Source organism: Priestia sp. YIM B13486 (genome assembly GCF_042787865.1).
Classification (GTDB): Bacteria; Bacillota; Bacilli; order Bacillales; family Bacillaceae_H; genus Priestia; species Priestia megaterium.
Window position 1 is genome coordinate 299,589 of the sequence record NZ_JBHZOZ010000005.1, and the last position, 22,310, is coordinate 321,898.

The following is a 22,310-nucleotide window of genomic DNA, read 5'->3' on the forward strand; positions in this document are numbered from 1 at the left end:
AGGCCACTGAAGGCCTGTTTTTTTATCTTTTTAACGGCTGAAGGCTTAACACCGTATCACCCGCATTAACGTTTATTTCTTGATCATGAGCAAAAAAACTCAATGCCTTTCCTTGCTTGCTCACTGCTAGTAAAAGAGAATCATCGCTTTTCTCCTCAAGATATGTTTCATACGTATATTCATCCGTAATTTTTGTATTGTAAATCGTATGTCCATGCTCCATTTTATGATGTAGAAACTCCCACGTAATTCCTTTCTTAAAGAGCATGCGTCCTCTTACCGTGTGCATAATTTCATCGACATCTTCTCTTGAATCTTCTTGATCACGAATACTCAATTGAAAAACATTGTTCCGTCCCATATCTTGAAGAAAAGCAGTACAAACAAGTGCATTATATGCATCTAACTCAGTTGCAGCAATCACGTATTCATAAGGAGTTAAATCTAGATGATATTCCGTTTGCTCAGCTAGAACTTCTCCGTGATACACATCTACTTCCGCTCTGCGCGCAACTCTTAACCGCTCCCACGAAGAATCAGCAACTAACACTGGATAGCCCAGTTGCTTTAACTTGGAAGCAAAGGCAACCGTAAAATCATTGCTTCCTACAAGCAAAATACCAGGTTCTTCTCCAATTGATAAATCAAGCTTCTTAGCTAGCCAGGAAAGGGAAAAACCGTGTGCACAAACCGTAGCAAATACTAAAGCAAATGTCAGTGTTGTTAGGATGGAAGCATCTTTAAATCCTTCATCGATTAGTACTTTCGCAAAGTAACTTGAGACCGTTAACGCCACAATGCCGCGCGGGGCAATCCAGCCAATCAGTATTTTTTCTTTTATAGATAAATCTGTCCCTACCGTTGATAAAAAGATGGAGACAGGTCTGACAATAAACAGCATAAGTAAAACAAACAAAATAATATTCCAATGAAAAATTTCAGTAATGGTCTTCATCGTCAGTCCAGCCGTTAACATGATAAAAATAGTAGAAGTCAATAGAACCGAAATGTTCTCTTTAAAATGTCGCATATCACTAATAGATGAAATATGCATATTAGCCAGGGTAATCCCCATCGCTGTCACTGCTAGAAGACCTGTTTCATGCTTAATTTCATCAGCTATCGTAAAGCAGGCAATAACAACAATAAATACGACAGGAGATTTTAAATACTCTGGAATATGCCCCTTTTGAAACATCCATCCTATTCCGCGGCCAAGAAGCCATCCTATTAAAACAGCAATAATAGAGGCTGCAAAGAAAAAGAGAATTGTTTTTCCACTGACTTCTTTCAGCACTAAAAATTGAACAATTTCAAACGAAAAAACGGCCAGGAGTGCACCAAATGGATCAACAATAATACCTTCCCATTTTAAAATCGCTGCTGGTTTTGGTTTTAATTTAGCTTGTCGTAAAAGAGGTAAAATCACGGTTGGACCCGTCACAATAAAAAGCCCTCCGATAACAATTGCCACCGCCCATGATAAATCCGCTATATAATGAGCAGCTAAAGAGCCTAAAATCCAAGCTAGCATGGCTCCGAGCGTCACAATGCGAAACACGGGCTTTTCGATTCCCCTTACCTCTCTCATGTCTAAGTTCAAGCTGCCTTCAAATAAAATAACAGCTACAGCAATCGATACAAAAGGATCAAAAAGCTGAGCAAATTGTGCTTTAGGGTCAATTAAACCTAAAATAGGGCCTGTTAGCAGTCCGATAATTGACATCACGACAATTGCTGGTAACTTAAATCTCCAAGCCAGCCACTGAGATAGAACTCCTAGTCCCACTACGAGCGTGATATGTATAAGCATAGGTTCCATTGTATCTTCCTTCTCTCGTTCGCATAATGTGTATATATTTTCCCTAAAATAAACCGATGTTATACAGGAAGAAACAAACACTACCTTGTTTTACCACTTTTTCAAAAATGCTAAACGCATACTCTTTTCTTTGAATCAAAGCTGTTTTCTTTCATTCGACACATATTTTACTCGTGTTTGTCGAATTTCACTTTATGATCAAATAATAAAAAGCCTTTAGCTTCTGCTAAAGGCTTTTTGCCGGATGATCCAATTCATATAGCTTTTGATAGTGACTGTTCGTCGCAAGTAATTCATCATGTGTTCCTCGAATGGCTATCTTACCATCTTGTAAAAATAAGATTTCATCCATTTTTTCCATCCCAACTAAATTGTGCGTAACCCAAATTAAGGTTTTATCTTGAAGAGTTTCAAAGATAGTGGATAATAGACGCTTTTCAGTCATAGCATCCAACCCTGCAGTTGGCTCATCTAGCATAACAATTGGCGTATGCTGAAGCAGAACGCGTGCTAACGCAATCCGCTGACGTTCTCCTCCCGAGAAGCGCTGACCTGTTTCGAGCATCGGCGTTTGATATCCTTGGTGCAAACCTTCCACAAGGGAGTGCATATTCACTTGCTTCATGACCTCAATTACTTCTTCTTTTGTAGCTTTTTCATTAGCTAGTAATAAATTGTTGGCTACGCTTGTATTAAATAAATAAGGATTTTGATTTAATACAGAGATGAGTTTTGGTACATCTTCACGAACTTCAGCAACAGACTGACCGTTTAGTTGAACTGTGCCTTCTGTAGGTACTAAGGAGCCTTGCAGCAACTTTAATAGAGTCGATTTTCCAGCTCCACTCTTGCCAAGAATCGCAATTTTTTTCCCTTGCTCGACTTGAAATGAAAGATCATGAATGACTGACTCCTCCTCATTACTATAGCGAAAGCTTACATGCTCAACTTTTAATCTAACCGAATTCCATGAACCTTCATAAGGTAGAGAAAGAGTATGTTTTTTCTTTTCTTTCACATCTTCCCAGTTCTTTTCCATTGCCTGTACTCTATTTAATGATTCTTCAAACTGAGGAATTTTTTCTATTGCATTGGATACTGGCAGCAGGGCTTCAGATAAAGGAAATACTACTAAAATAAAAGCAGCAATAAACACACCTGCAAGCTCTTTATCTGCAAAAAGAGAAGCTCCAAACCAAATCATTGTGACAATTAAACCTGCTACAATAAGTTGTCCAAACAATTCTCGGTAATACGTCCATAGTTTAAGCTTACGATCCATGCCGTCTAACTCATTTTCTGTTTTGTCATACGAATGAAAAAATGACTGCTGCTGACCGCTTAACACCCAATCAGCAACTCCTAAAAAGCCATCTGTGACCTTGGCATATAACTGTGCTTTGCTTGATTTATATCGCTGATTGGCTGCCTTCATATGCCAAAGGGAAAAAAGCGGCATTACTACTACTAATAAAAATAAATAGATGGCAATCAAACATGCAAACTTTAGGCTAAAGAATCCTAAAGCTACAATCGAAATAACGTATAAAATAACAGCTGAAATTGTTGGAAGAATGGTACGCAAGAACAAGTCTTGTAAACTTTCAATATCTTCCGCGAGAACTCCTAAAACATCTCCTGTTTGATAGCGAGATGTAGCAATTAACGGTTCAATCAAATGATAAAGACGCGTACGCATTTTAGCTAAAATGCGAAGAATAAAATCGTGACTGACAAGACGCTCCGCATAACGGAAAGCGGCTCGGCTTAAACCAAATGTACGCACAAGTACAATTGGAACATACACCAATAAAATCGTTTCTGGCCGTAAGGAAGAAGCTGAAATCAAATAACCTGACGTGAACATTAGCGCGCAAGCAGAACCAATCGTTAACAAGCTTAGTAATAAGATAGAAAAGATACGATATTTATATGTTTTAAAGTAGGGCCATATCCAACTTTTATATTTCATCATATCTCCTCCTCTTCATGTAAAAATTGATAGTAAGCTCCTTTTTTTTGAATCAGTTCTTGATGATTACCGATTTCTGCAACCTTTCCGTCCTCTATTACAACAATGAGATCCATGTCTTTCATCCAATGCAGACGGTGCGTAGCTAAAATAAATAACTTGTCTTGGAACATCGTTAAAATATCTTGCTTTATTTCATATTCCGTTTCAATATCGACTTGTGCCGTTGGTTCATCAAGCATAATAATAGGACGGTCGCTTAGAAACGCCCTTGCTAGAGCAATCCTTTGAGCTTGGCCGCCGCTAAGCTGTCGCCCCCCATCCCCTATCATTTCATTTTCCTTCTTAGGCATCTGTTGAACCGTTGATAAAAGTCCTGCTTTCGTTAAAGCATCTTCATAATCATATGAGCCGCCTCTGTCTTGATAAAATTCAATATTTTCTTTTACTGTTCCATTAAAAATAAATGGGTGCTGAGGGATATACGTAATCTGCTTTTGCCAAGCATCTGAGCGTAAATCAATTGGCACGCCGTTTACTTCAGCAGAGCCTTCTGTAGATTGTACAAAGCCGCTTAGTATATCAATAAGCGTCGATTTTCCAGCTCCGCTTTTTCCGATGATTCCAATTTTCTGCATTCCTTTAACATGCAGTGACACATCTTCAAGAGAAGGTGGATGCTCTTCGTCATATTTTACAGTGATATGCCTTAATTGAAGTTCACTATTTTCAGTCCAACTAGGAACATCTTCTTTTTTAGCCGGCGATTTTTCAGCCTGTTTCACAATCTTAAGTAATGCATCTCCGGATTCTTTTCCGTCTAATGTTGCATGGTAATCATTTCCGACTTCTCGTATCGGCAGGAAATATTCAGGCGCCAGCAATAAAATCATAAGTGCAGGCTCTAATGTCATAGACCCGTTTACGAGCCGCAAACCAAGCATAACAGCCACGATGGCTACAGATAACATCGTAAAGAAATCTAAAGCAAACGTAGATAAAAAAGCAATTCGGAGCGTTCCCATTGTCGCTTTTCGATAACGGTCACTGACTCTTTCAATCGTTTCAGCATGCTCCTTACTTTTCCCGAGAAATGTTAAAGTTTCTAACCCTCGAAGCGAATCTACAAAGTGGTTGGACAACACGTGATATGTCTCCCATTGGCTGTCTATTTTTTTTTGTGCAGCCAATCCAAGCAAAATCATAAATAAAATTAAAATTGGCATGGTCACAAGTAAAATAATGCCTGAAAGCCGATCATGGTACCAAACGAAAGCAAGCACCAGCCAAGGTGTTACGCTAATGGCAGCCAGTTTAGGCAAAAACAGCTCGAGATAAGCACGAAGCTTCTGTACGCCTGTGGTGATGAGCGTCACCAAGTTTCCTGTTCCTTCATCTTTGGTAAAACGCGGTCCTAATGAAAAAATGCTTTGCATGACTATCAAACGAAGTTCCTGAGTCGTTTTGACTCCAAATTGATATGCTGTTTTTTTTACTATAAAACCTACGATCTGACGAATCATAAAGGCAGACAAAAACAATCCGATTGCTTTTGTCTGCGAGGTTAAACTTTCACCATGAAAAAGAGCGGTAATTACTTCGGCGAGCCACTTAGCTTGAAAAATAATGGCTACACTTTGAATAGTAATAAGCCCTATTAACATGGCAAGAACCATTTTTATTCCGTTGTAAACCATTAAATTTCTACCCATTAATACTCCATATGCTCCTTATGATCTACACGTTTTCTGAAAACGTAGTAGCTCCAAATTTGATAACCTAACACAAAAGGCAGTAATGCAATAGCAGCGTAAGACATAATTTTTAAGGAATAATTCCCTGATGCTGCATTATGAATCGTTAAACTATAGCTTTCATTGATTGAACTAACCAAAACGGTTGGAAACAATCCTGCAAATATAGAGGAAATTGATAAAATTAAAATTAAGCCAGACATAGCAAATGCCCATCCGTCTTTTTTACGTGTAAGGAAAAATCCTGCTAGTAAATACACGAAAATACCGATGAAAAATGTATATAGCATCAAGCGGCTATGATTACTGAATAAATCTGTTTCAAAAAACGTCATGCCTGAAAAGATAAGAAGTAATAAAGCATTTATAGGCAAAAGCTTCATAGCGACCTTCCGTGAACGATCTCTAATATCGTCCATCGTACGGATCGTGGCAAAAATAAGTCCGTGCCATAAGCAAAGCATTGTTAACGTAACGCCGCCTGTGATGGTATATAGATTAACAATATCCGAAAAGCCGGCATTCATTTGCATATTGCGCTCAACAGGCAGTCCTTTCATTAGCGCTGAAAATAAGATACCAAAAATGAGAGGTGGAAAAAGACTTCCAAAGAAGATAACCCAATCCCATGCATTTTTCCACGCTTGTTTTTCAACTTTCCCTCGAAATTCAAATGCTACACCGCGGCCAATAAGCGAAAGCAAAAGAAGAACAAAAAGAACATATGACCCGCTTAATAGCGTTGCATACCAGTTTGGAAAAGCGGCAAACATAGCACCGATTGCTGAAATTAGCCAAACTTCATTTGCATCCCAAAAAGGACCGATTGTATTAATAAAAGCTCGTCGCTCTAAGTCGTTTCTTCCTAAAAAACGAGACACCATTCCAATCCCAAAATCAAAGCCTTCTAAAAAGATAAAACCAACAAACAGAATGGATACTAGTAAATACCAGAATTCATTAAGAGAAAACATTGTATCCCTCCTTGGTAAACGGATCAGTTGATACTACTTTTGTATGTGCTTCGTGATCGTGATCTGGACCTTTTTTAATTTCTTTAACGAACAAGAACACCATAATCACAGCTAAAATTAAATAAAAGAATGAAAACGAGATAATAGAAAACAGCAATTCACCTGCTGTTACACCAGGAGACACGGCATCTTCCGTTTTCATATAGCCAAATACAACCCAAGGCTGACGGCCAATCTCTGTCATAATCCAACCTGCTGAGCTTCCAAGGAACGGAAAGGCAATGGCAATCGTCATAATACGTAAAAATAGTTTGCTTTCTTGAAGTTTTTTACGAGAAAGCAAGTACGTGCCCCAAATGCCTAATGCACATAATACGCCACCTAGACCAGCCATAATGCGGAAACTCCAAAATGTTGTCCGAACGGGTGGAATATAATTTCCTGCTCCATATTTCGCCGTATACTGCTCCTGTAGCTCGTTCATCCCAGGAACGGAACCTGAAAATTTCCCGTATGATAAGAAACTTAATAAATAAGGTATTTTGATTTCCCCCGTATTTTTCTTTTCATCTGGGTGAATATTTGCTGTCACCGTCCAAGCGCCTGGACTTCCGCTGTTTTCCCATAATCCTTCACTTGCGGCCATTTTCATCGGCTGTGTCTTAACTAAGTATCCAGCCTGTTCATGACCAGATAACGCAATTCCCACACCTGAAACTAACCCTACAATAATGGCAACTTGAAATGATTTTTTGGCAAAAGCCAAATGTTTTTTCTTCAAGAGCATAATGGCACTGACACCCGTGATAAAAAAGGCGCCTGTTGCAAACGAACCTAAAATGGTATGAGGGAATTCAACCCACAGCTGACCGTTTGTTAACAATTTAAAGAAGTCATTCATTTCTAAACGGCCATTATTCAGCTCCATTCCAACCGGATGCTGCATAAAAGAATTAGCCGTTAAAATGAAGAACGCCGAAAAAATAGTACCTAGACTAACAAGCCAAATACATAGACAGTGCAGCCATTTAGGCAAACGATCCCACCCGAAAATCCACAGTCCAAGGAAAGTGGATTCCATAAAAAACGCGAGCAGTGCTTCAATAGCAAGCGGCGCACCGAATACATCTCCTACAAACCTTGAGTACTCTGACCAGTTCATGCCAAACTGAAACTCTTGTAAAATACCTGTTACGACTCCGACAGCAAAGTTAATCAGGAATAAGTGCCCCCAAAACTTTGCCATCTTTTTATACTGTTCATCTTTTTTTACTACGTACATCGTTTCCATGATCGCTACTAAAAAGACAAGACCGATAGATAGCGGTACAAAGATAAAATGAAACAGCGTCGTTGATGCAAATTGAATACGTGATAGTATAACTGTATCCATCTTCTTTCTCCTTTCATATATAAGAACATTCATCATTTCCATAGATACTTTGCTCATTTCTGAGCATCTTTTACTTACATTGTGAAACATTGAGCATAATAATTCGAGAGATATGCTCAATGTTTCACATACATATGTAATATCTCTCTTTCTATTTACATAGTATAGTCTATTTTTTTAGCTGTGCACGGACTTTTTTTGAACGTTTTTAGACTAAAACGTGACTTTCTTGTGACAAAAAAGTGAAGGATCTCTTTATTTTTTTCATAAAAAAAGCACGCTCTGATTTGAGCTTGCTTCTCTATGGTCGATATTTTGCTTTGGCATTTAATTTAGACTGACGAATGATTTGGTTGATGACTTCAGAAAACACAATACCAATGGCAATTGAACCTGAAATCATAAAGGCTTTTGCTGCAAGACTAATCGCTTCATTATAGTTATTTTCTACAAAATTACGCATGGCATCGTATGCTGTTCCTCCCGGAACTAGCGGAATAATACCTGCTACGGTGAAAATAATGATCGGCGTTCGATAAATTTTTGCGTAAATTTGACTAATAATAGCAATAAAGAAGGCCGATGCAACTGTGCTTGGAATTTCATCTACGCCATAGAACGTTAGCAAATAGTAAATGAGCCAGCCAACCATTCCGACAAAGCCACTTTTTAATAATGATTCACGTGGAACATTAAAGATGATCCCAAATGCTGCTGAAGCAATAAAACTTGTAATTATCTGCTCTACGATATGCATATGATGCCTCCCTTCTATAGAAGTGTAAATACAATGGCAATACCTGCACCGATAGCGAATGCCGTCAGAAACGCTTCTGCTCCTTTTGATAATCCAGACAGTAAATGTCCCGCCATTAAATCTCGCACTGCATTGGTAATGGATAAGCCAGGAACGAGTGGCATAACGGATCCAATAATAATTTTATCGATTTGCGTGCCTAGTCCTGAAGCGACTAAAAGAGCTGATAAAAGTCCAATAACTAACGAAGCGGTAAACTCAGCAAAAAAGCGAATCGGAATAAGACGGTGGAAATACACCACGGTTAAAAATCCGAGACCTCCTGAAAACATAGCTGGAATAAAGTCCGTCCATAAACCTTGAAACATGATTAAAAAGCATCCGCTAGAAATGGATGCAGCTGCAAGTTGAACCCATAGTGGAAAAGCTACGTTTGTTGCTTCAATTTCTTGTAGCATTTCATACGCTTCCTCCAAGGAGATGTTTCCTTGACTGATTGTTCTTGAGACGCTATTTACCATGGTTACTTTTTTTAAATCTGTCGTTCGTTCGGAAATACGAATTAACTTCGTTTTCGTCGGTTCTTTCGTTTCAAGTGAAAACATAATCCCTGTTGGCGTCACATAGCTGTGGGATTTTTTTATACCGTAAGACGCTGCAATCCGCATCATTGTGTCTTCTACTCGATACGTTTCTGCTCCGCTTTCTAACATAATTTTACCTGCTAGTAAGCTAACGTCCATAATTTCATATTTATCTAATTTTTGTTGTGTCATCAAATCGCTCCAAACATATTAAAGCTTGGTTTTTTTCCCCTACAGCATACAGTGTATAAGAAAGAGGGAAGTGGACGCAATGGTTAATGCAAAAAAGTGTGGACTTTTTGTCTCACACTTTCAGGAATAGTATATACATTCCTTATCAATTCATACGTTTTGTGGTCTCGCGCTCTACTAATAAAGGTGCCATTTTATACTGTATCTGATCTATTTCTTGCTGATCCTGAATTTGTTGAAGTAAGAGGTTTACTGCTTTTTCAGCCATTTTTTCCATCGGTTGACGGATAGTTGTTAGTGGAGGATGCGCTTCACTAGCTTCTGTAATATCATCAAATCCTATAACAGATAAATCTGCTGGAACGTGAAGCCCGTTTTGCCACGCACAGTGTATCACTTTCAGAGCAATGTAATCCGTAGCACAAATAAGCGCGGTTGGAGGCTCTGGATGATGAGCTAGCTCATTTATAAACTGATATAGTTCATCTGAGTTATTCATATCTTCTTTCACAAACTTTGCGTTTGCTGACGGTACATACTGATAAAAAAGGGACAGACGGTGCTCGACTCCGCTTACAGCTTTTCCAACGAACCCTATATTCTTATGACCAAGATCCGTTAAGTGAGCAACAGCTAATTGCATTCCCACCGCATCATCTACATGTACAATCGGCCAAAGTGCAGAAGAGGCGTCTCCTGTAAGAGAAACGTAAGGCGTTTGATATTGTTTTAATACATCTACAAACGGATGCTGAGCAGCTACATAGTCTAATAAAATGACCCCATCAAACCAATGGTTCATCATAGCATTTAATTGACGCTCAGCCGTTGTTTCTTCGTAATCCGTGTGTCCAATAAGAACGTCCATCCCTCGACTTTGGACTTGTTGCTGTACCTTTTTTAATAGTTCAATTAGAAACGGATCTTTTAAATCTCTAATTAATATCCCGATAATCCCTGTTTTTTGGGCCCGAAGAGCTGCCGCAAATGGATTCGTCTGATACCCCAAATGAGCTGCTGCTTTTAGCACTTTTTGTTTAGTTGTTTCACTAATTTTAATTTTACCTTCTTTATTATTGAAGATTCTTGATACCGTAGCTAATGAAACACCCGCTTCTTTTGCTACTTCTGTAATCGTGACTTTTTTTCTCCCCATTCGTACCGACTCCCATTTTCTTTTAGTCTATCGACCAAGTAAACATTTTTCTTTATTATACTACTAGAAGCCGGCACCACTGAAAACTACCTTCCCTACTTTTCACTAAACAGCCACTTTAACACATCTTGAATTTTTTGATCCCAATATGCCCAGTCGTGACTTCCTTTTCCTTCTTCATATGTAAAACAAATAGGCTCTTGCTTACAACGCTCGGAAAAACGTTTATTTTCCTGATATAAAAAATCTTCCGTTCCACAGCATTGATAAATACGCGGAGTCACTTCTCCATAGCGCCGACGATTTTCAAGCAGCCAGAAAAGATCATCCTCAGGTCTAATAACAGGGGGCATGCCAAAAATCAAAGGATAATCTAAGAACTGAACTTCTCCTCGCCCTCCAAGCCCTTCAACGTCCATCACTCCTGATAAACTGGCAGCTGCAGAAAATTGATGTGGTTTGCGAAACGCCCATTTTAAAGCGCCGTACCCTCCCATAGAAAGGCCAGCTACAAAATTATCTTCTCTTTTTTCCGATAACGGAAAGAATGATCTAGCCAAGTGAGGAAGTTCTTCTGTTACAAACGTCCAATACTTCTTTCCATAAGCCATATCTCTATAAAAGCTGCGATCTACATTTGGCATTACAACTGCAAGTCCTAATTCTGATGCATAGCGTTCAATCGAAGTTCTTCTCATCCATATCGTATGATCATCAGAAAGACCGTGTAATAAATAGAGCGTAGGGTGTTTCTCACTTCTTGTATTGGTTTGTAAACCAATTTGAGATTTTGTGTGCTGCGGTATCAAAACGTTCATTGAAGTACTTATTTGCAATACTTCTGAAAAAAAATCACATTGCATAAACGCCATATTTCTCTTCCCCCTATTTTTTCTTCCCTATTGGTTGATAACAAAACGTACATAATTCATATAAAAGGTAAAAAATAGTTTGATTATTTACAATTTTTAGTTTAACATAAAAACATCTTTTATGAAAACGTTTTACGTATAACGTTTTTTTAATTGAAATAGTGACGGTGATTCAAAGGAGGAATTTATATGGGGATAGTAAAAGTAACTTCTGACGAGTATAAGGAGCAAAAAGGAAATCTAGTTTTCGTGATTTTCATTTCATGTGCAGCTGCTTTTGGAGGGTTGCTTTACGGCTATGACACAGCCGTCATTTCAGGAGCTATTGGGTTGATGAAAGTACATTTTAATCTTGGTCCAACGATGGTAGGTTTTGTTGTATCTAGTCTGCTGCTCGGTGGTGCCGTTGGGGTACTTGCTTCAGGAAAACTGAGTGATCGATTCGGTAGAAAAAGCATCTTACTTTTAGCAGCTTCTTTATTTGTCGTATCCGCAATTATGCAAGCGCTATCTTCATCCATCTCTTTTGTGATTATTTCTCGAATTATTGGAGGACTAGGCATTGGTATGGCTTCTGTTCTTTCTATTACCTATATTTCTGAAATAGCCCCTCCGCACATGCGTGGCCGCTTAGGCTCTCTATACCAATTTGCTGTTGCCGTTGGGATTGTTTCTGTCTATTTTGTAAATGACTACATTTTATCTATTGGGGAAGACGCTTGGCAGAATTCCACGGGATGGCGCTACATTATCGGTGCTTCTGGTATTCCAGCTCTTTTATTTCTTCTTATTCTTTCTCCTGTTCCTGAAAGTCCGAGGTGGCTGGTAAAAGCAAACCGCACTTTAGAAGCTATGGACATTTTAATTAAAATCAATGGTACACACATTGCACGCCAAGAGCTGTATCATATTGAGCAATCGTTAAAAGAAAATCAACCAGCTTCTCTTTCACTTTTTAAAGAGGCCTGTCTTCGAAAAGCGCTGCTTATTGGTATTCTACTTGCAGCCTTTCAACAGCTTGTCGGAATTAATGCCATTATTTATTACGCCCCGCAAGTTTTTAAAGCAGCTGGAGCTAGAGGAGATTTATCGCTCCTTGTTACGTCTATGATTGGTGTGGCTGCCTTTTTAGGCGTTCTTTGTTCCATGTGGCTTATCGACCGGATTGGCCGCAAAGCTTTATTGCTTATTGGCACAGCTGGTATGGCCGTTACGCAGCTTCTCGTTTCCTTTGGGTTTCATTCTCAAGGTACTGAAGGGTTGACTACTAGTTTACTTATTGTTTTTTATTTATTTCTTTTTAATATTTCTATGGGACCGGTTGTATGGGTTGTGATTTCTGAAATTTTTCCTAATCACGCGAGAGGCTATGCAATGTCTATTTCTACGTTTTTCTTGTGGATAGCTAATTGGTTTGTATCTCAGTTTTTCCCTATCCTTTGGAACAAAGCTGGAGGATCTTTTACATTTTTATTCTTTATGTTTATGTGTCTCGCTTCATTTTTGTTTATATGGAAGTGGGTTCCGGAGACAAAAGGAAAGTCACTTGAAGAAATTGAACGTATATGGAAATAAGAGAAGCCTGGGCATATGCCTCAGGCTTCTTTTTTATCGAATTTGTCCATCTCCGTAAATAATATATTTTAGCGTTGTTAATTCCTTTAATCCCATCGGTCCACGCGCATGAAGCTTTTGTGTACTAATTCCGATTTCTGCCCCGAAACCAAACTCTTCTCCGTCCGTAAATCTCGTTGAAGCATTCACATAAACAGCGGCTGAATTAACGCGCTGTAAAAAACGCTGAGCATGAGCATAATTTGTTGTTACAATCGCTTCAGAGTGATGTGAACTATGAACATTAATATGAGAAATCGCTTCATCGATATCATCTACGATTTTAACCGCCATGATGAAATCCAAGTATTCTTTTTTCCAATCCTCATCCCCTGCGGGAACAAGATCTGGAACGATTGTTACCGCACGTTCATCACCGCGTACTTCTACATCTTTCTCTCGTAGCGCTTGAACAATAATCGGCAAAAATTCATGAGCCGCTCGTTTATGGATAATCAGCTTTTCGGCTGAGTTACACACCGCTGGACGAGATGTTTTTGCATTAATGACAATATTGGCCGCCATGTCACCGTCATATTCTTCATCGACATAAATGTGGCAGTTCCCAGTTCCTGTCTCAATAACGGGAACCGTTGCATTTTTTACCACTGCTTCAATTAAACCAGCACCGCCTCGAGGAATTAATACATCGATATATTCATTTAATTTCATTAACTCCAGTGCTGTTTCTCTCGACGTATCTTCAATAAGCTGTACGCTATGCTCAGGCAACCCTGCACTTGCCGCAGCTTGAGATAATACAGAAACAATCGCTTGATTCGAATAAAACGCCTCGCTGCCTCCGCGCAAGATAACTGCATTTCCTGCTTTTAAGCATAAGCCTGCTGCATCACACGTAACGTTTGGACGCGCTTCATAAATAATTCCTATGACACCAATAGGTACACGCTGCTGCCCAATTTGTAAGCCATTTGGTCGCTTCGCCATAGACAGCACTTCTCCTACTGGATCCGCAAGCGCAGCTACTTGGCGCAGGCCGTCTGCCATTCCGTGAATCCGCTCTTTATTTAAAGATAGGCGATCCAACATCGCTTTTGATGTGCCTTTTTGAACGGCTTTTTCTATGTCTAATTCATTGGCTTTTAAAATCGCTTCTTGCTGATTCAATAAAGCAGCCGCCATTTTATAAAGTGCCTGCTGTTTTTGTTCGCTCGTTACATTTCCTAAGAAATAAGAGGCATCTTTTGCCTGCTTTCCTTTAAGCTGCAATTCACTCATTTCATTACTCCTTCAGCTTGTTTTAAGAATAACGTTCCAATTTCTTGGCCTTCAATAATATCTCGCAAAATATTTGGCTCTTTACCATTTGCTAAGATTAAGCTTACGCCTGCACTTGTAGCTGTTTTAGCAGCGGTAAGCTTTGTGACCATTCCGCCTGTTCCAACGTCAGTTCCACTATCTCCAGCAAAATTCTCAAGCTCCGGTGTGATGCCATCTATTACTTTCATTAATTTAGAGTTAGGGTTTTTTGTGGGATCTGAATCAAAGAAACCGTCAATATCAGATAAAATAACAAGTAAATCTGCGTGAATCAAAACTGAAACAATGGCAGATAAATTATCGTTATCGCCGAAGCGCACGATGTTTTCAATTTCATCGATTGCAACCGTATCGTTTTCATTCACAATAGGAATTACTTTGTCTTCAATTAATTTTTCAAACGTATTCACAACGTTATTGCGCACATGTTCATCTTCGATTACATCCTTCGTTAACAGTACTTGACCAACGATGTGGCTGTACTCACCAAAGAATTTACTATAGATATGCATAAGCTCACATTGCCCGACAGAGGCCGCTGCTTGTTTTTCTCGAATAGAAGTTGGCTTTTCCTTTAACTTTAGTTTTTTTACTCCCACTTGAACGGCACCTGATGTAACAAGCACAACTTCTTTTCCTGCATTCATTAAATCGGATAAAACACGCGCTAGTTTTTCAATGCGTGCTAAGTTAATATCTCCATTATCATAGGTCAACGTAGATGTCCCTACTTTGACTACGATACGCTTGCTATTTTGTAACTCTTGACGATGGTTCACTCTTTTCATCTCCCTAACTAAAACACCTAAATGCGTACTAATTTTTTTAAAAATTATAGCAGAGATTATGCAAAAAGTCTTATAGTTTTTCAAAGGGAATTTGAACTTTCTAATTTTTTAAATAATTAAGGGAAAAACTGGTGATAAAAGCGCTTTCTTCTTTTATAATGAAAGTTGTAAGGGGAACACACAATTACATAACGTTGTGTAGTAGTACAAACATCAGACAACTAAGGGATAGGGGGATTTGTAATGAATGCGGTTACGATTGTTATTGGATCTATCTGTATTTTAATGATTGCGTATCGGCTATACGGAACATTCATGGCTGTTAAGGTCTTGAAACTAAACGATTCGCAAAAAACGCCAGCACATGAACTTGAAGATGGGAAAGATTATGTGCCAACCAACCGATGGGTAACATTTGGTCATCACTTTGCAGCTATTGCAGCTGCTGGTCCGCTTGTTGGACCTATTTTAGCAGCTCAGTTTGGCTATTTGCCCGGACTGCTCTGGCTTTTAATAGGAGCTGTAATCGGAGGAGCCGTTCACGATGCGGTTGTGTTATTTGCATCTATGCGCCAAAAAGGCCAGTCGCTTTCCGAAGTGGCTAAAAAAGAGCTAGGACCTGTCGCTGGTTTTTGTACAGGTTTAGCTATGCTTTTTATCATTACCATCACAATGGCCGGTTTATCTATGGTCGTGCTACACGCACTTGAGAAAAACCCTTGGGGTACATTCGCTGTTGGAATTACGATTCCGATCGCAATGGGGGTAGGTATTTACCACAAAAAAACCGGTAATTTAAAAGCGGCTTCTACCGTCGGCTTCATTTTAATTTTAATCGCCGTATTTAGCGGTCCTTATATTCAAGGAACAGCTTTAGGAGATTTTTTAACGCTAGATATTAAAACACTTTCAATTATTCTTCCCGTTTATGCATTTTTCGCAGCGGCCTTGCCCGTTTGGCTGCTTTTAGCACCTCGAGATTATTTAAGCAGCTTTATGAAAATTGGTGTCTTTATCGCGCTGATTGTAGGCGTGTTTTTCGTAAATCCAGCAATTCCATTTCCTGCAGTTACTGAATTTATTCACGGAGGCGGCCCTATTTTAGCAGGACCCGTGTGGCCGTTCATTTCCATTACGATCGCCTGCGGTGCTATTTCCGGCTTCCATGCATTTGTTGGTTCAGGGACAACCCCTAAGATGCTCGACCGTTGGAGTGACATTAAAGTTGTAGGCTTCGGGGCGATGTTAGTAGAATGCTTGGTAGGAATTATGGCATTAATTGCCGCAACAGCTTTACATCCTGGAGACTATTTTGCAATCAACTCTACACCTGAAGTGTTCAAAACGCTCGGCATGAACGTGACAGCTCTTCCTCAGCTTAGCCAAGAGATTGGTCTAAACTTAGAAGGCCGTACAGGCGGGGCTGTTACACTGGCCGTAGGAATGACATATATCTTCACAGAAATTCCTTGGTTCAGCCACCTGTCTTCTTACTTTTTCCAATTCGTCATTATGTTTGAAGCAGTGTTTATTTTAACTGCTATCGACGCGGGTACACGCGTTTCCCGCTATTTAATTCAAGACTTTTTTGGTGAATTTTATAAGCCATTGAAGCGAGTAGACTGGCTTCCGGGGTCCATTTTTGCAAGCGCCCTAGCCTGTTTTATGTGGGGGTATTTATTGTTCTCAGGAGATATTGGCTCCGTTTGGGCGCTGTTCGGCGTATCGAATCAGTTAATGGCCTCTATTGGTTTAATTATTGGAGCAACCGTTATTCTTAGAATTGCAGATAAACGCTCCTATATGCTTACTTGCCTTATTCCACTAGCCTACCTTTACGTAACGGTTAACTACGCAGGTTATTGGATGGTTAAGAATGTCTATTTAAATGAAGCTGCAGCAGGTTACAGCATATTAAATGCAACTCTTTCAATCATCATGCTTATACTCGGTCTCATTATTATGATTGCTGCGATTCAAAAATGGACGCAGCTTTGGCGCACGCCTCAGGCTGAACTGGCAGCGAAAGCAAACTTATCACAAAATATATAAAACGAACACGCTTGCTTATATAAATAAGCAAGCGTGTTTTTGATATGGTAATAGCCGGTCAAAATAATTGCACACCAGGCATTTTTATTATTAAACTAAATATACTATACAGAAAATTTTTTAAATAGTTCGTACACTTCACATGTTATATACCCCATTGACTACATCTCAAAATTAACGATTTAAATTATAATAATTATAATTTAGTATTGATTTTTTATTTAAAAATGTTATTATTATTTCTAACATAATAAAATTCAAATAAGAGGTGGTTCTAAGATGACAACAAACAAGAATAACCTGACGACTAGTTGGGGAGCTCCGGTTGGAGATAATCAAAATTCAATGACCGCTGGTTCACGCGGACCTACTTTAATTCAAGATGTTCACCTTTTAGAGAAATTAGCCCATTTTAACCGAGAGCGAGTTCCTGAACGCGTCGTACACGCAAAAGGCGCCGGTGCCCACGGCTATTTTGAAGTGACAAATGATGTTTCAGCCTATACAAAAGCAGCTTTCCTTTCTGAAGTAGGAAAACGAACGCCTCTATTTGCTCGTTTTTCAACAGTAGCTGGTGAAAACGGGTCAGCAGATACCGTTCGCGACCCTCGCGGATTTGCTGTTAAATTTTATACAGAAGAAGGAAACTACGACTTAGTCGGAAATAATACACCTGTATTTTTCATCCGAGATGCGATTAAATTCCCTGACTTTATTCATACACAAAAACGCGATCCACGCACACATTTAAAAAACCCGACGGCCGTTTGGGATTTCTGGTCTTTATCTCCTGAATCTTTGCATCAAGTTTCTATTTTAATGTCTGACCGCGGTATCCCCGCAACTTTACGCCATATGCATGGATTTGGCAGCCACACATTTAAATGGGTTAATGCCGAAGGAGATGGCGTTTGGGTAAAATATCACTTCAAAACAGAGCAAGGCGTAAAAAATCTGTCTCCAGACGTAGCTGCAAAGCTAGCTGGTGAAAATCCAGATTATCATACTGAAGATTTATTTAATGCCATTGAAAAAGGCGATTTTCCTTCATGGAAGCTGTACGTTCAGATTATGCCATTAGAAGATGCTGATACGTATCGCTTTGATCCGTTTGACGTAACAAAGGTTTGGTCACAAAAAGACTACCCGTTAATTGAAGTAGGTCGCATGATCTTAGACCGCAATCCAGAAAATTATTTTGCCGAAGTGGAGCAAGCTACATTCTCACCTGGAACGCTTGTGCCGGGAATTGACGTATCACCTGATAAAATGCTGCAAGGTCGACTATTCGCATACAGCGATGCACATCGCTACCGCGTGGGTGCTAACCATCAAGCGCTACCGATTAACCGTCCGCGCAGCGAAGTAAATAACTATCAGCGTGACGGCCAAATGCGCTTTGACGATAACGGCGGCCGTTCTGTTTATTATGAGCCAAACAGCTTTGGCGGCCCGACAGAATCACAGGAAAACAAACAAGCAGCATACCCTGTTTCAGGCGTTGCCGATAGTGTTGCATATGATCATAACGACCATTACACGCAAGCAGGTGACTTATACCGCCTTCTAAGCAAAGACGAGCGTACACGACTAGTTGCAAACATCGTTGAAGCTATGAAACCTGTAGAAAAAGAAGAGATTAAACTGCGTCAAATTCAACACTTCTACAAAGCGGATCCAGAGTATGGAACACGCATTGCAGACGGTTTAGGATTATCTGTTCCGCAGCAAGTAAAATAAATTTATCCGTTTTCTAAATGAAAAAGTAAGAGTATTTTTCTCATTTTAGATTATCATTTATTCTCAATTAGTTTAACATTTTATCACTAAATAAGTATCCATATTTTATGGATACTTATTTAAATTCTTGTAAAAAGAGGAAGGGATGAAGAAATGATTAGACAAGAAATAAGATGTAATCAGTGTGATAGAGAAATAAAAGTACTAAAACACAGTACGCTTTGCGGTTGCGGAATAAAATTACGAACGCTAAAAAAAGAGAAGCAACCAGCATAATGAGGTTGCTTCTCTTTTTTACTAGATATGCTGTTTATATTCACTGACATTAAAGAGTAATCGTTACTTTAAATAAATCTCCGTCAATTTCAATATTCAGTTCTCCTCCGTGCAAATCAATAATTGACTTAGCAATAGCTAACCCAAGTCCGGAGCCATCGGTTTGTCTTGAAGTGTCCCCTCTTTTAAATCGTTCAAACAGCTCATCTGCCTGCTCATTTAGTTCATATTTACTTACATTTTTAAAGGTTAGTTTCACTTGTTCGTTTATTTCTTGAACAGAAATATAGACACGCGTTTGTTCAAGTGAATATTTCAATATATTCTCTATCAAATTGTCAAATACTCTCCATAATTTTTGACCATCTACAGTAGCAAATATCGGCTTTTCGAGAGATTGAATACGAAATTGCAGAGTTGAATCTTCAATTGCTTCATTATATTCAGCTAAAGCCTGATGAAGAAGCTGGTTAATATCAATTTTGTCTTTATGCAATTCTACATTTCCACTTGCCATTTTTGACACTTCAAATAAATCATCAATAAGTGTCTGTAAACGTTTTGATTTACGGTCAATAATTTCAACGTAAGCATGTTGTTCGTCCGAAGTAAGATCTTGTGACTTTAGCAACGCTGTATATGTCATAATAGAAGTCAATGGTGTTCTTAAATCGTGACTGACGTTGGTAATTAACTCTGTTTTCAAGCGTTCACTTTTAACTTGAACATGCTGAGATGTTTGAATCTGCTGCTGGATATGATTTATGTTTAGCGCTGCTTGAGTCAAAGCTGATTTTCCTTTGATAGGTAACGGCTCTTTCCACTCGGCTGTGGCAATTTGATCAATTGAGATAATAATTTTATTTAAATAATTAACTCGTAGCATAAGCAGTATCAAAGTAACCACTCCTACAACACTGCCTATAGCTAAGTACAGTATGGATACTTGTTCTGCAAACATAGATCCACTAGTCAATAGAGCTGCAACAGCAAACACGGCAAACACTAAAAGCAGCACTACAACCATTATATGCATGCCAATATGTCTGATAATAAAAATAGATTGAAGAAAATAAATTACTTGATAAACACACGTTCTTTTATATTCTTCTTTTATATCATCTATTGTACGTATACGCTGAAACAGTAGAAATACTTGAAGTGCCCATAGAGAAATAGCTATAGATATTGCTATCATATAAAAGAAGAACGTAGCAACATGCTTATATGATTCTAATACAGAAGCAGGATAGCCGTTCAGAACTAGACTTAATGTAAAAAATGAGTATAAAAGAAAAACAATTATACAAATATCTAAAGGTATTTTTTTATAAACCCTCTGTACTGCAGTTTGTCTTGTTATTTCTTTTAAATGTCCAGTTATTGTTTTTTTATAAATAAAGTAACCTATTAACAGAGCTAGTATCCCTGAAAATGCATACACGAGAAACGCTACATTTTGATGATGATAATAGTTATATTCATCAAATAAAGGACTAATGAAGGTTTCTTTTTCAGGAACAGCAATTATACCCGTAAACTTCTGCTTTAAATACCAGGTTGGGATCTCTGAGTCTACCTCACTGCTTAACGATGAATTTTTATATTCATCTGCTTGGAACACAAGCGGTGATTGAGCTGAATAAGTATGTTTATACAATATATTTTTCTTTTTTACTAATTGATTAACATCTTCTTTGCCTGCGTTTTGGATGTTCGTGTATATTTTGTTTGTGTTCCTATCTTTTAAATAATACACGACGTCTTTTTTATATTGAGATAATGTTTCTTGTCGATCAAAAGCTTCGTCATATAGTTTCTTCATTTTGAGTTTTTTGTTTTTCGCTATTTCTTCTCGAACGAATTGATCATCTTGAAACTTTTTTTGAATGTTTTTAACTTCTAGATCCTGCTGCTTTATATAGGCATCTTCAACGTTTTTGCTCTTTGCCTGCTTAGCGTCTTCTATTTTTTCTTCATATTTATCGTGCACGTTTTTTATTTGTTCTGTTAATGTTCCTTCCGTATATCGATACGACTCAATCTCTTCTCCTGTTATCTTATTTGCATTAACGGTATTCTTATCTTTTTGTGTCAATTCTAAAAGGTAGAGATCATTTGTAAAACGACTTATTTGCTTTTTGAAGTCTTCTGATTTTACATAGCTGCTTTTTTGTAAATAGTTTGTTTTTAATAGATTATGCACGTTACTAATTGAAGAAATAGTTGCTCCTAAACCAAATAAAAACAAGATAATCCCTATAGCTGAAATGACGCTACTTTTCCATTTTGTATCCAAGTCCCCACACAACCTTTACATACCTCGGATTTTTTGGTTCAATCTCAATTTTTTCTCTTATTTTTCTAATGTGTACCGCTACTGTATTTTCTGCGTTGTAGCCTGGTTCATTCCATACGCGTTCATAAATATCATGTATAGAAAAAACTCTCCCTGCATTTTTCATTAATAACTCTACAATTTTATACTCAATGGGAGTCAGCTTAATGAACACCCCGTCAAGAGTGACGGACTTAGCCTCAATATCAAGTACGAGACCTCGGATATCAATCGTCTTTGTTTCCTCATATGTACCTAATGTTACATATCTTCTTAACTGTGATTTAACTCTAGCTATCAGTTCTAATGGATTAAAAGGCTTTGTCACATAATCATCTGCTCCTACCTGCAGACCGAGCACTTTATCTGCATCTTCGCTTTTAGCGCTCAGCATAATAATCGGGATATTTTTTTGTTCTCGGATTTTAAACGTCGTTGAAATGCCGTCTTGCCTTGGCATCATAATATCAAGAATAATTAAGTGAACTTTTTCTTTATTTAGTATCTCTATGGCTTCGATTCCATCTTTGGCCGTAAAGACTTTAATGCCTTCATTTTTCAAATAAATAGCAATGCCATTACGGATTTCTTGCTCATCGTCTACGACTAAAACCACATATTCGTTCATTGATTTCTCACACTCCTTTCAAAAGTATATCATGGGTCATTTCGTCTATGGATTTTATTGTAAACTGCATTTCTTAAGAAAAAGGAAGGGGAAATCTTAAGATTTTCTTAAGCTTCA

General features: G+C 38.4%; 16 protein-coding genes. 3 read left to right on the top strand and 13 right to left on the bottom strand.

Features of this window, described 5'->3' with window-relative positions; translation table 11 throughout:
- Positions 1–22: 22 nt before the first annotated feature.
- From ACFX4G_RS16220 to ACFX4G_RS16260, 9 genes are all read right to left on the bottom strand, one after another.
- Positions 23–1,822, bottom strand: coding sequence for a cation:proton antiporter (locus tag ACFX4G_RS16220; protein WP_377575691.1), 1,800 nt, complete (start codon positions 1,820–1,822; stop codon positions 23–25).
- Between the two features lie 226 nt (positions 1,823–2,048).
- Positions 2,049–3,797 carry a thiol reductant ABC exporter subunit CydC gene (cydC, locus tag ACFX4G_RS16225; protein WP_377575695.1) on the bottom strand — a complete coding sequence of 583 codons (1,749 nt, stop codon included), beginning with the start codon at positions 3,795–3,797 and terminating at the stop codon, positions 2,049–2,051.
- Entirely contained in the window at positions 3,794–5,506 is a 1,713-nt protein-coding gene (cydD, locus tag ACFX4G_RS16230; protein ID WP_377575698.1) for a thiol reductant ABC exporter subunit CydD, read from the bottom strand. Before cydD ends, cydC begins: the two co-directional genes overlap by 4 nt.
- Complete coding sequence (cydB, locus tag ACFX4G_RS16235) at positions 5,506–6,522, bottom strand: cytochrome d ubiquinol oxidase subunit II (protein ID WP_043977563.1); 1,017 nt, start codon at positions 6,520–6,522, stop codon at positions 5,506–5,508. The genes cydD and cydB overlap by 1 nt, the downstream gene beginning before the upstream one ends.
- A complete protein-coding gene (locus ACFX4G_RS16240; protein WP_025752440.1) occupies positions 6,509–7,915 on the bottom strand; it encodes a cytochrome ubiquinol oxidase subunit I in 1,407 nt (468 codons plus the stop codon). The genes cydB and ACFX4G_RS16240 overlap by 14 nt, the downstream gene beginning before the upstream one ends.
- A 301-nt stretch (positions 7,916–8,216) precedes the next feature.
- Positions 8,217–8,672, bottom strand: coding sequence for a threonine/serine exporter family protein (locus ACFX4G_RS16245; protein ID WP_251469638.1), 456 nt, complete (start codon positions 8,670–8,672; stop codon positions 8,217–8,219).
- Between the two features lie 14 nt (positions 8,673–8,686).
- A complete protein-coding gene (locus tag ACFX4G_RS16250) occupies positions 8,687–9,448 on the bottom strand; it encodes a threonine/serine exporter family protein (protein WP_013085528.1) in 762 nt (253 codons plus the stop codon).
- A gap of 145 nt (positions 9,449–9,593) precedes the next feature.
- Entirely contained in the window at positions 9,594–10,604 is a 1,011-nt protein-coding gene (locus ACFX4G_RS16255) for a LacI family DNA-binding transcriptional regulator (RefSeq protein ID WP_377575701.1), read from the bottom strand.
- A gap of 95 nt (positions 10,605–10,699) precedes the next feature.
- A complete protein-coding gene (locus ACFX4G_RS16260; RefSeq protein WP_043977570.1) occupies positions 10,700–11,476 on the bottom strand; it encodes an alpha/beta hydrolase in 777 nt (258 codons plus the stop codon).
- A gap of 189 nt (positions 11,477–11,665) precedes the next feature.
- Here ACFX4G_RS16260 and ACFX4G_RS16265 point away from each other — a divergent pair, with 189 nt between their 5' ends.
- Positions 11,666–13,051: a sugar porter family MFS transporter gene (locus ACFX4G_RS16265; protein WP_377575704.1), complete on the top strand. Its 1,386-nt coding sequence runs from the start codon at positions 11,666–11,668 to the stop codon at positions 13,049–13,051.
- A gap of 33 nt (positions 13,052–13,084) precedes the next feature.
- Here the strand turns inward: ACFX4G_RS16265 and ACFX4G_RS16270 are convergent, their stop codons facing one another.
- The gene (locus ACFX4G_RS16270; RefSeq protein WP_043977574.1) at positions 13,085–14,329 is read right to left on the bottom strand and encodes a glutamate-5-semialdehyde dehydrogenase; all 1,245 of its coding nucleotides are present in this window, start codon (positions 14,327–14,329) and stop codon (positions 13,085–13,087) included.
- A complete protein-coding gene (gene proB, locus ACFX4G_RS16275) occupies positions 14,326–15,159 on the bottom strand; it encodes a glutamate 5-kinase (RefSeq protein WP_043977576.1) in 834 nt (277 codons plus the stop codon). The genes ACFX4G_RS16270 and proB overlap by 4 nt, the downstream gene beginning before the upstream one ends.
- 243 nt (positions 15,160–15,402) lie before the next feature.
- On the opposite strand from proB, the gene cstA reads away from it, so the two are divergent.
- Together cstA and katA are read left to right on the top strand one after the other, a co-directional pair.
- Entirely contained in the window at positions 15,403–17,211 is a 1,809-nt protein-coding gene (gene cstA / locus ACFX4G_RS16280) for a carbon starvation protein CstA (RefSeq protein WP_013085534.1), read from the top strand.
- Between the two features lie 279 nt (positions 17,212–17,490).
- Entirely contained in the window at positions 17,491–18,951 is a 1,461-nt protein-coding gene (gene katA, locus ACFX4G_RS16285) for a catalase KatA (protein ID WP_377575708.1), read from the top strand.
- Between the two features lie 325 nt (positions 18,952–19,276).
- Here the strand turns inward: katA and ACFX4G_RS16290 are convergent, their stop codons facing one another.
- Both ACFX4G_RS16290 and ACFX4G_RS16295 read right to left on the bottom strand, forming a co-directional pair.
- Positions 19,277–21,526: a sensor histidine kinase gene (locus tag ACFX4G_RS16290; protein WP_377575711.1), complete on the bottom strand. Its 2,250-nt coding sequence runs from the start codon at positions 21,524–21,526 to the stop codon at positions 19,277–19,279.
- Positions 21,504–22,193: a response regulator transcription factor gene (locus ACFX4G_RS16295; RefSeq protein WP_025752427.1), complete on the bottom strand. Its 690-nt coding sequence runs from the start codon at positions 22,191–22,193 to the stop codon at positions 21,504–21,506. The genes ACFX4G_RS16290 and ACFX4G_RS16295 overlap by 23 nt, the downstream gene beginning before the upstream one ends.
- Between the last annotated feature and the right edge of the window lie 117 nt (positions 22,194–22,310).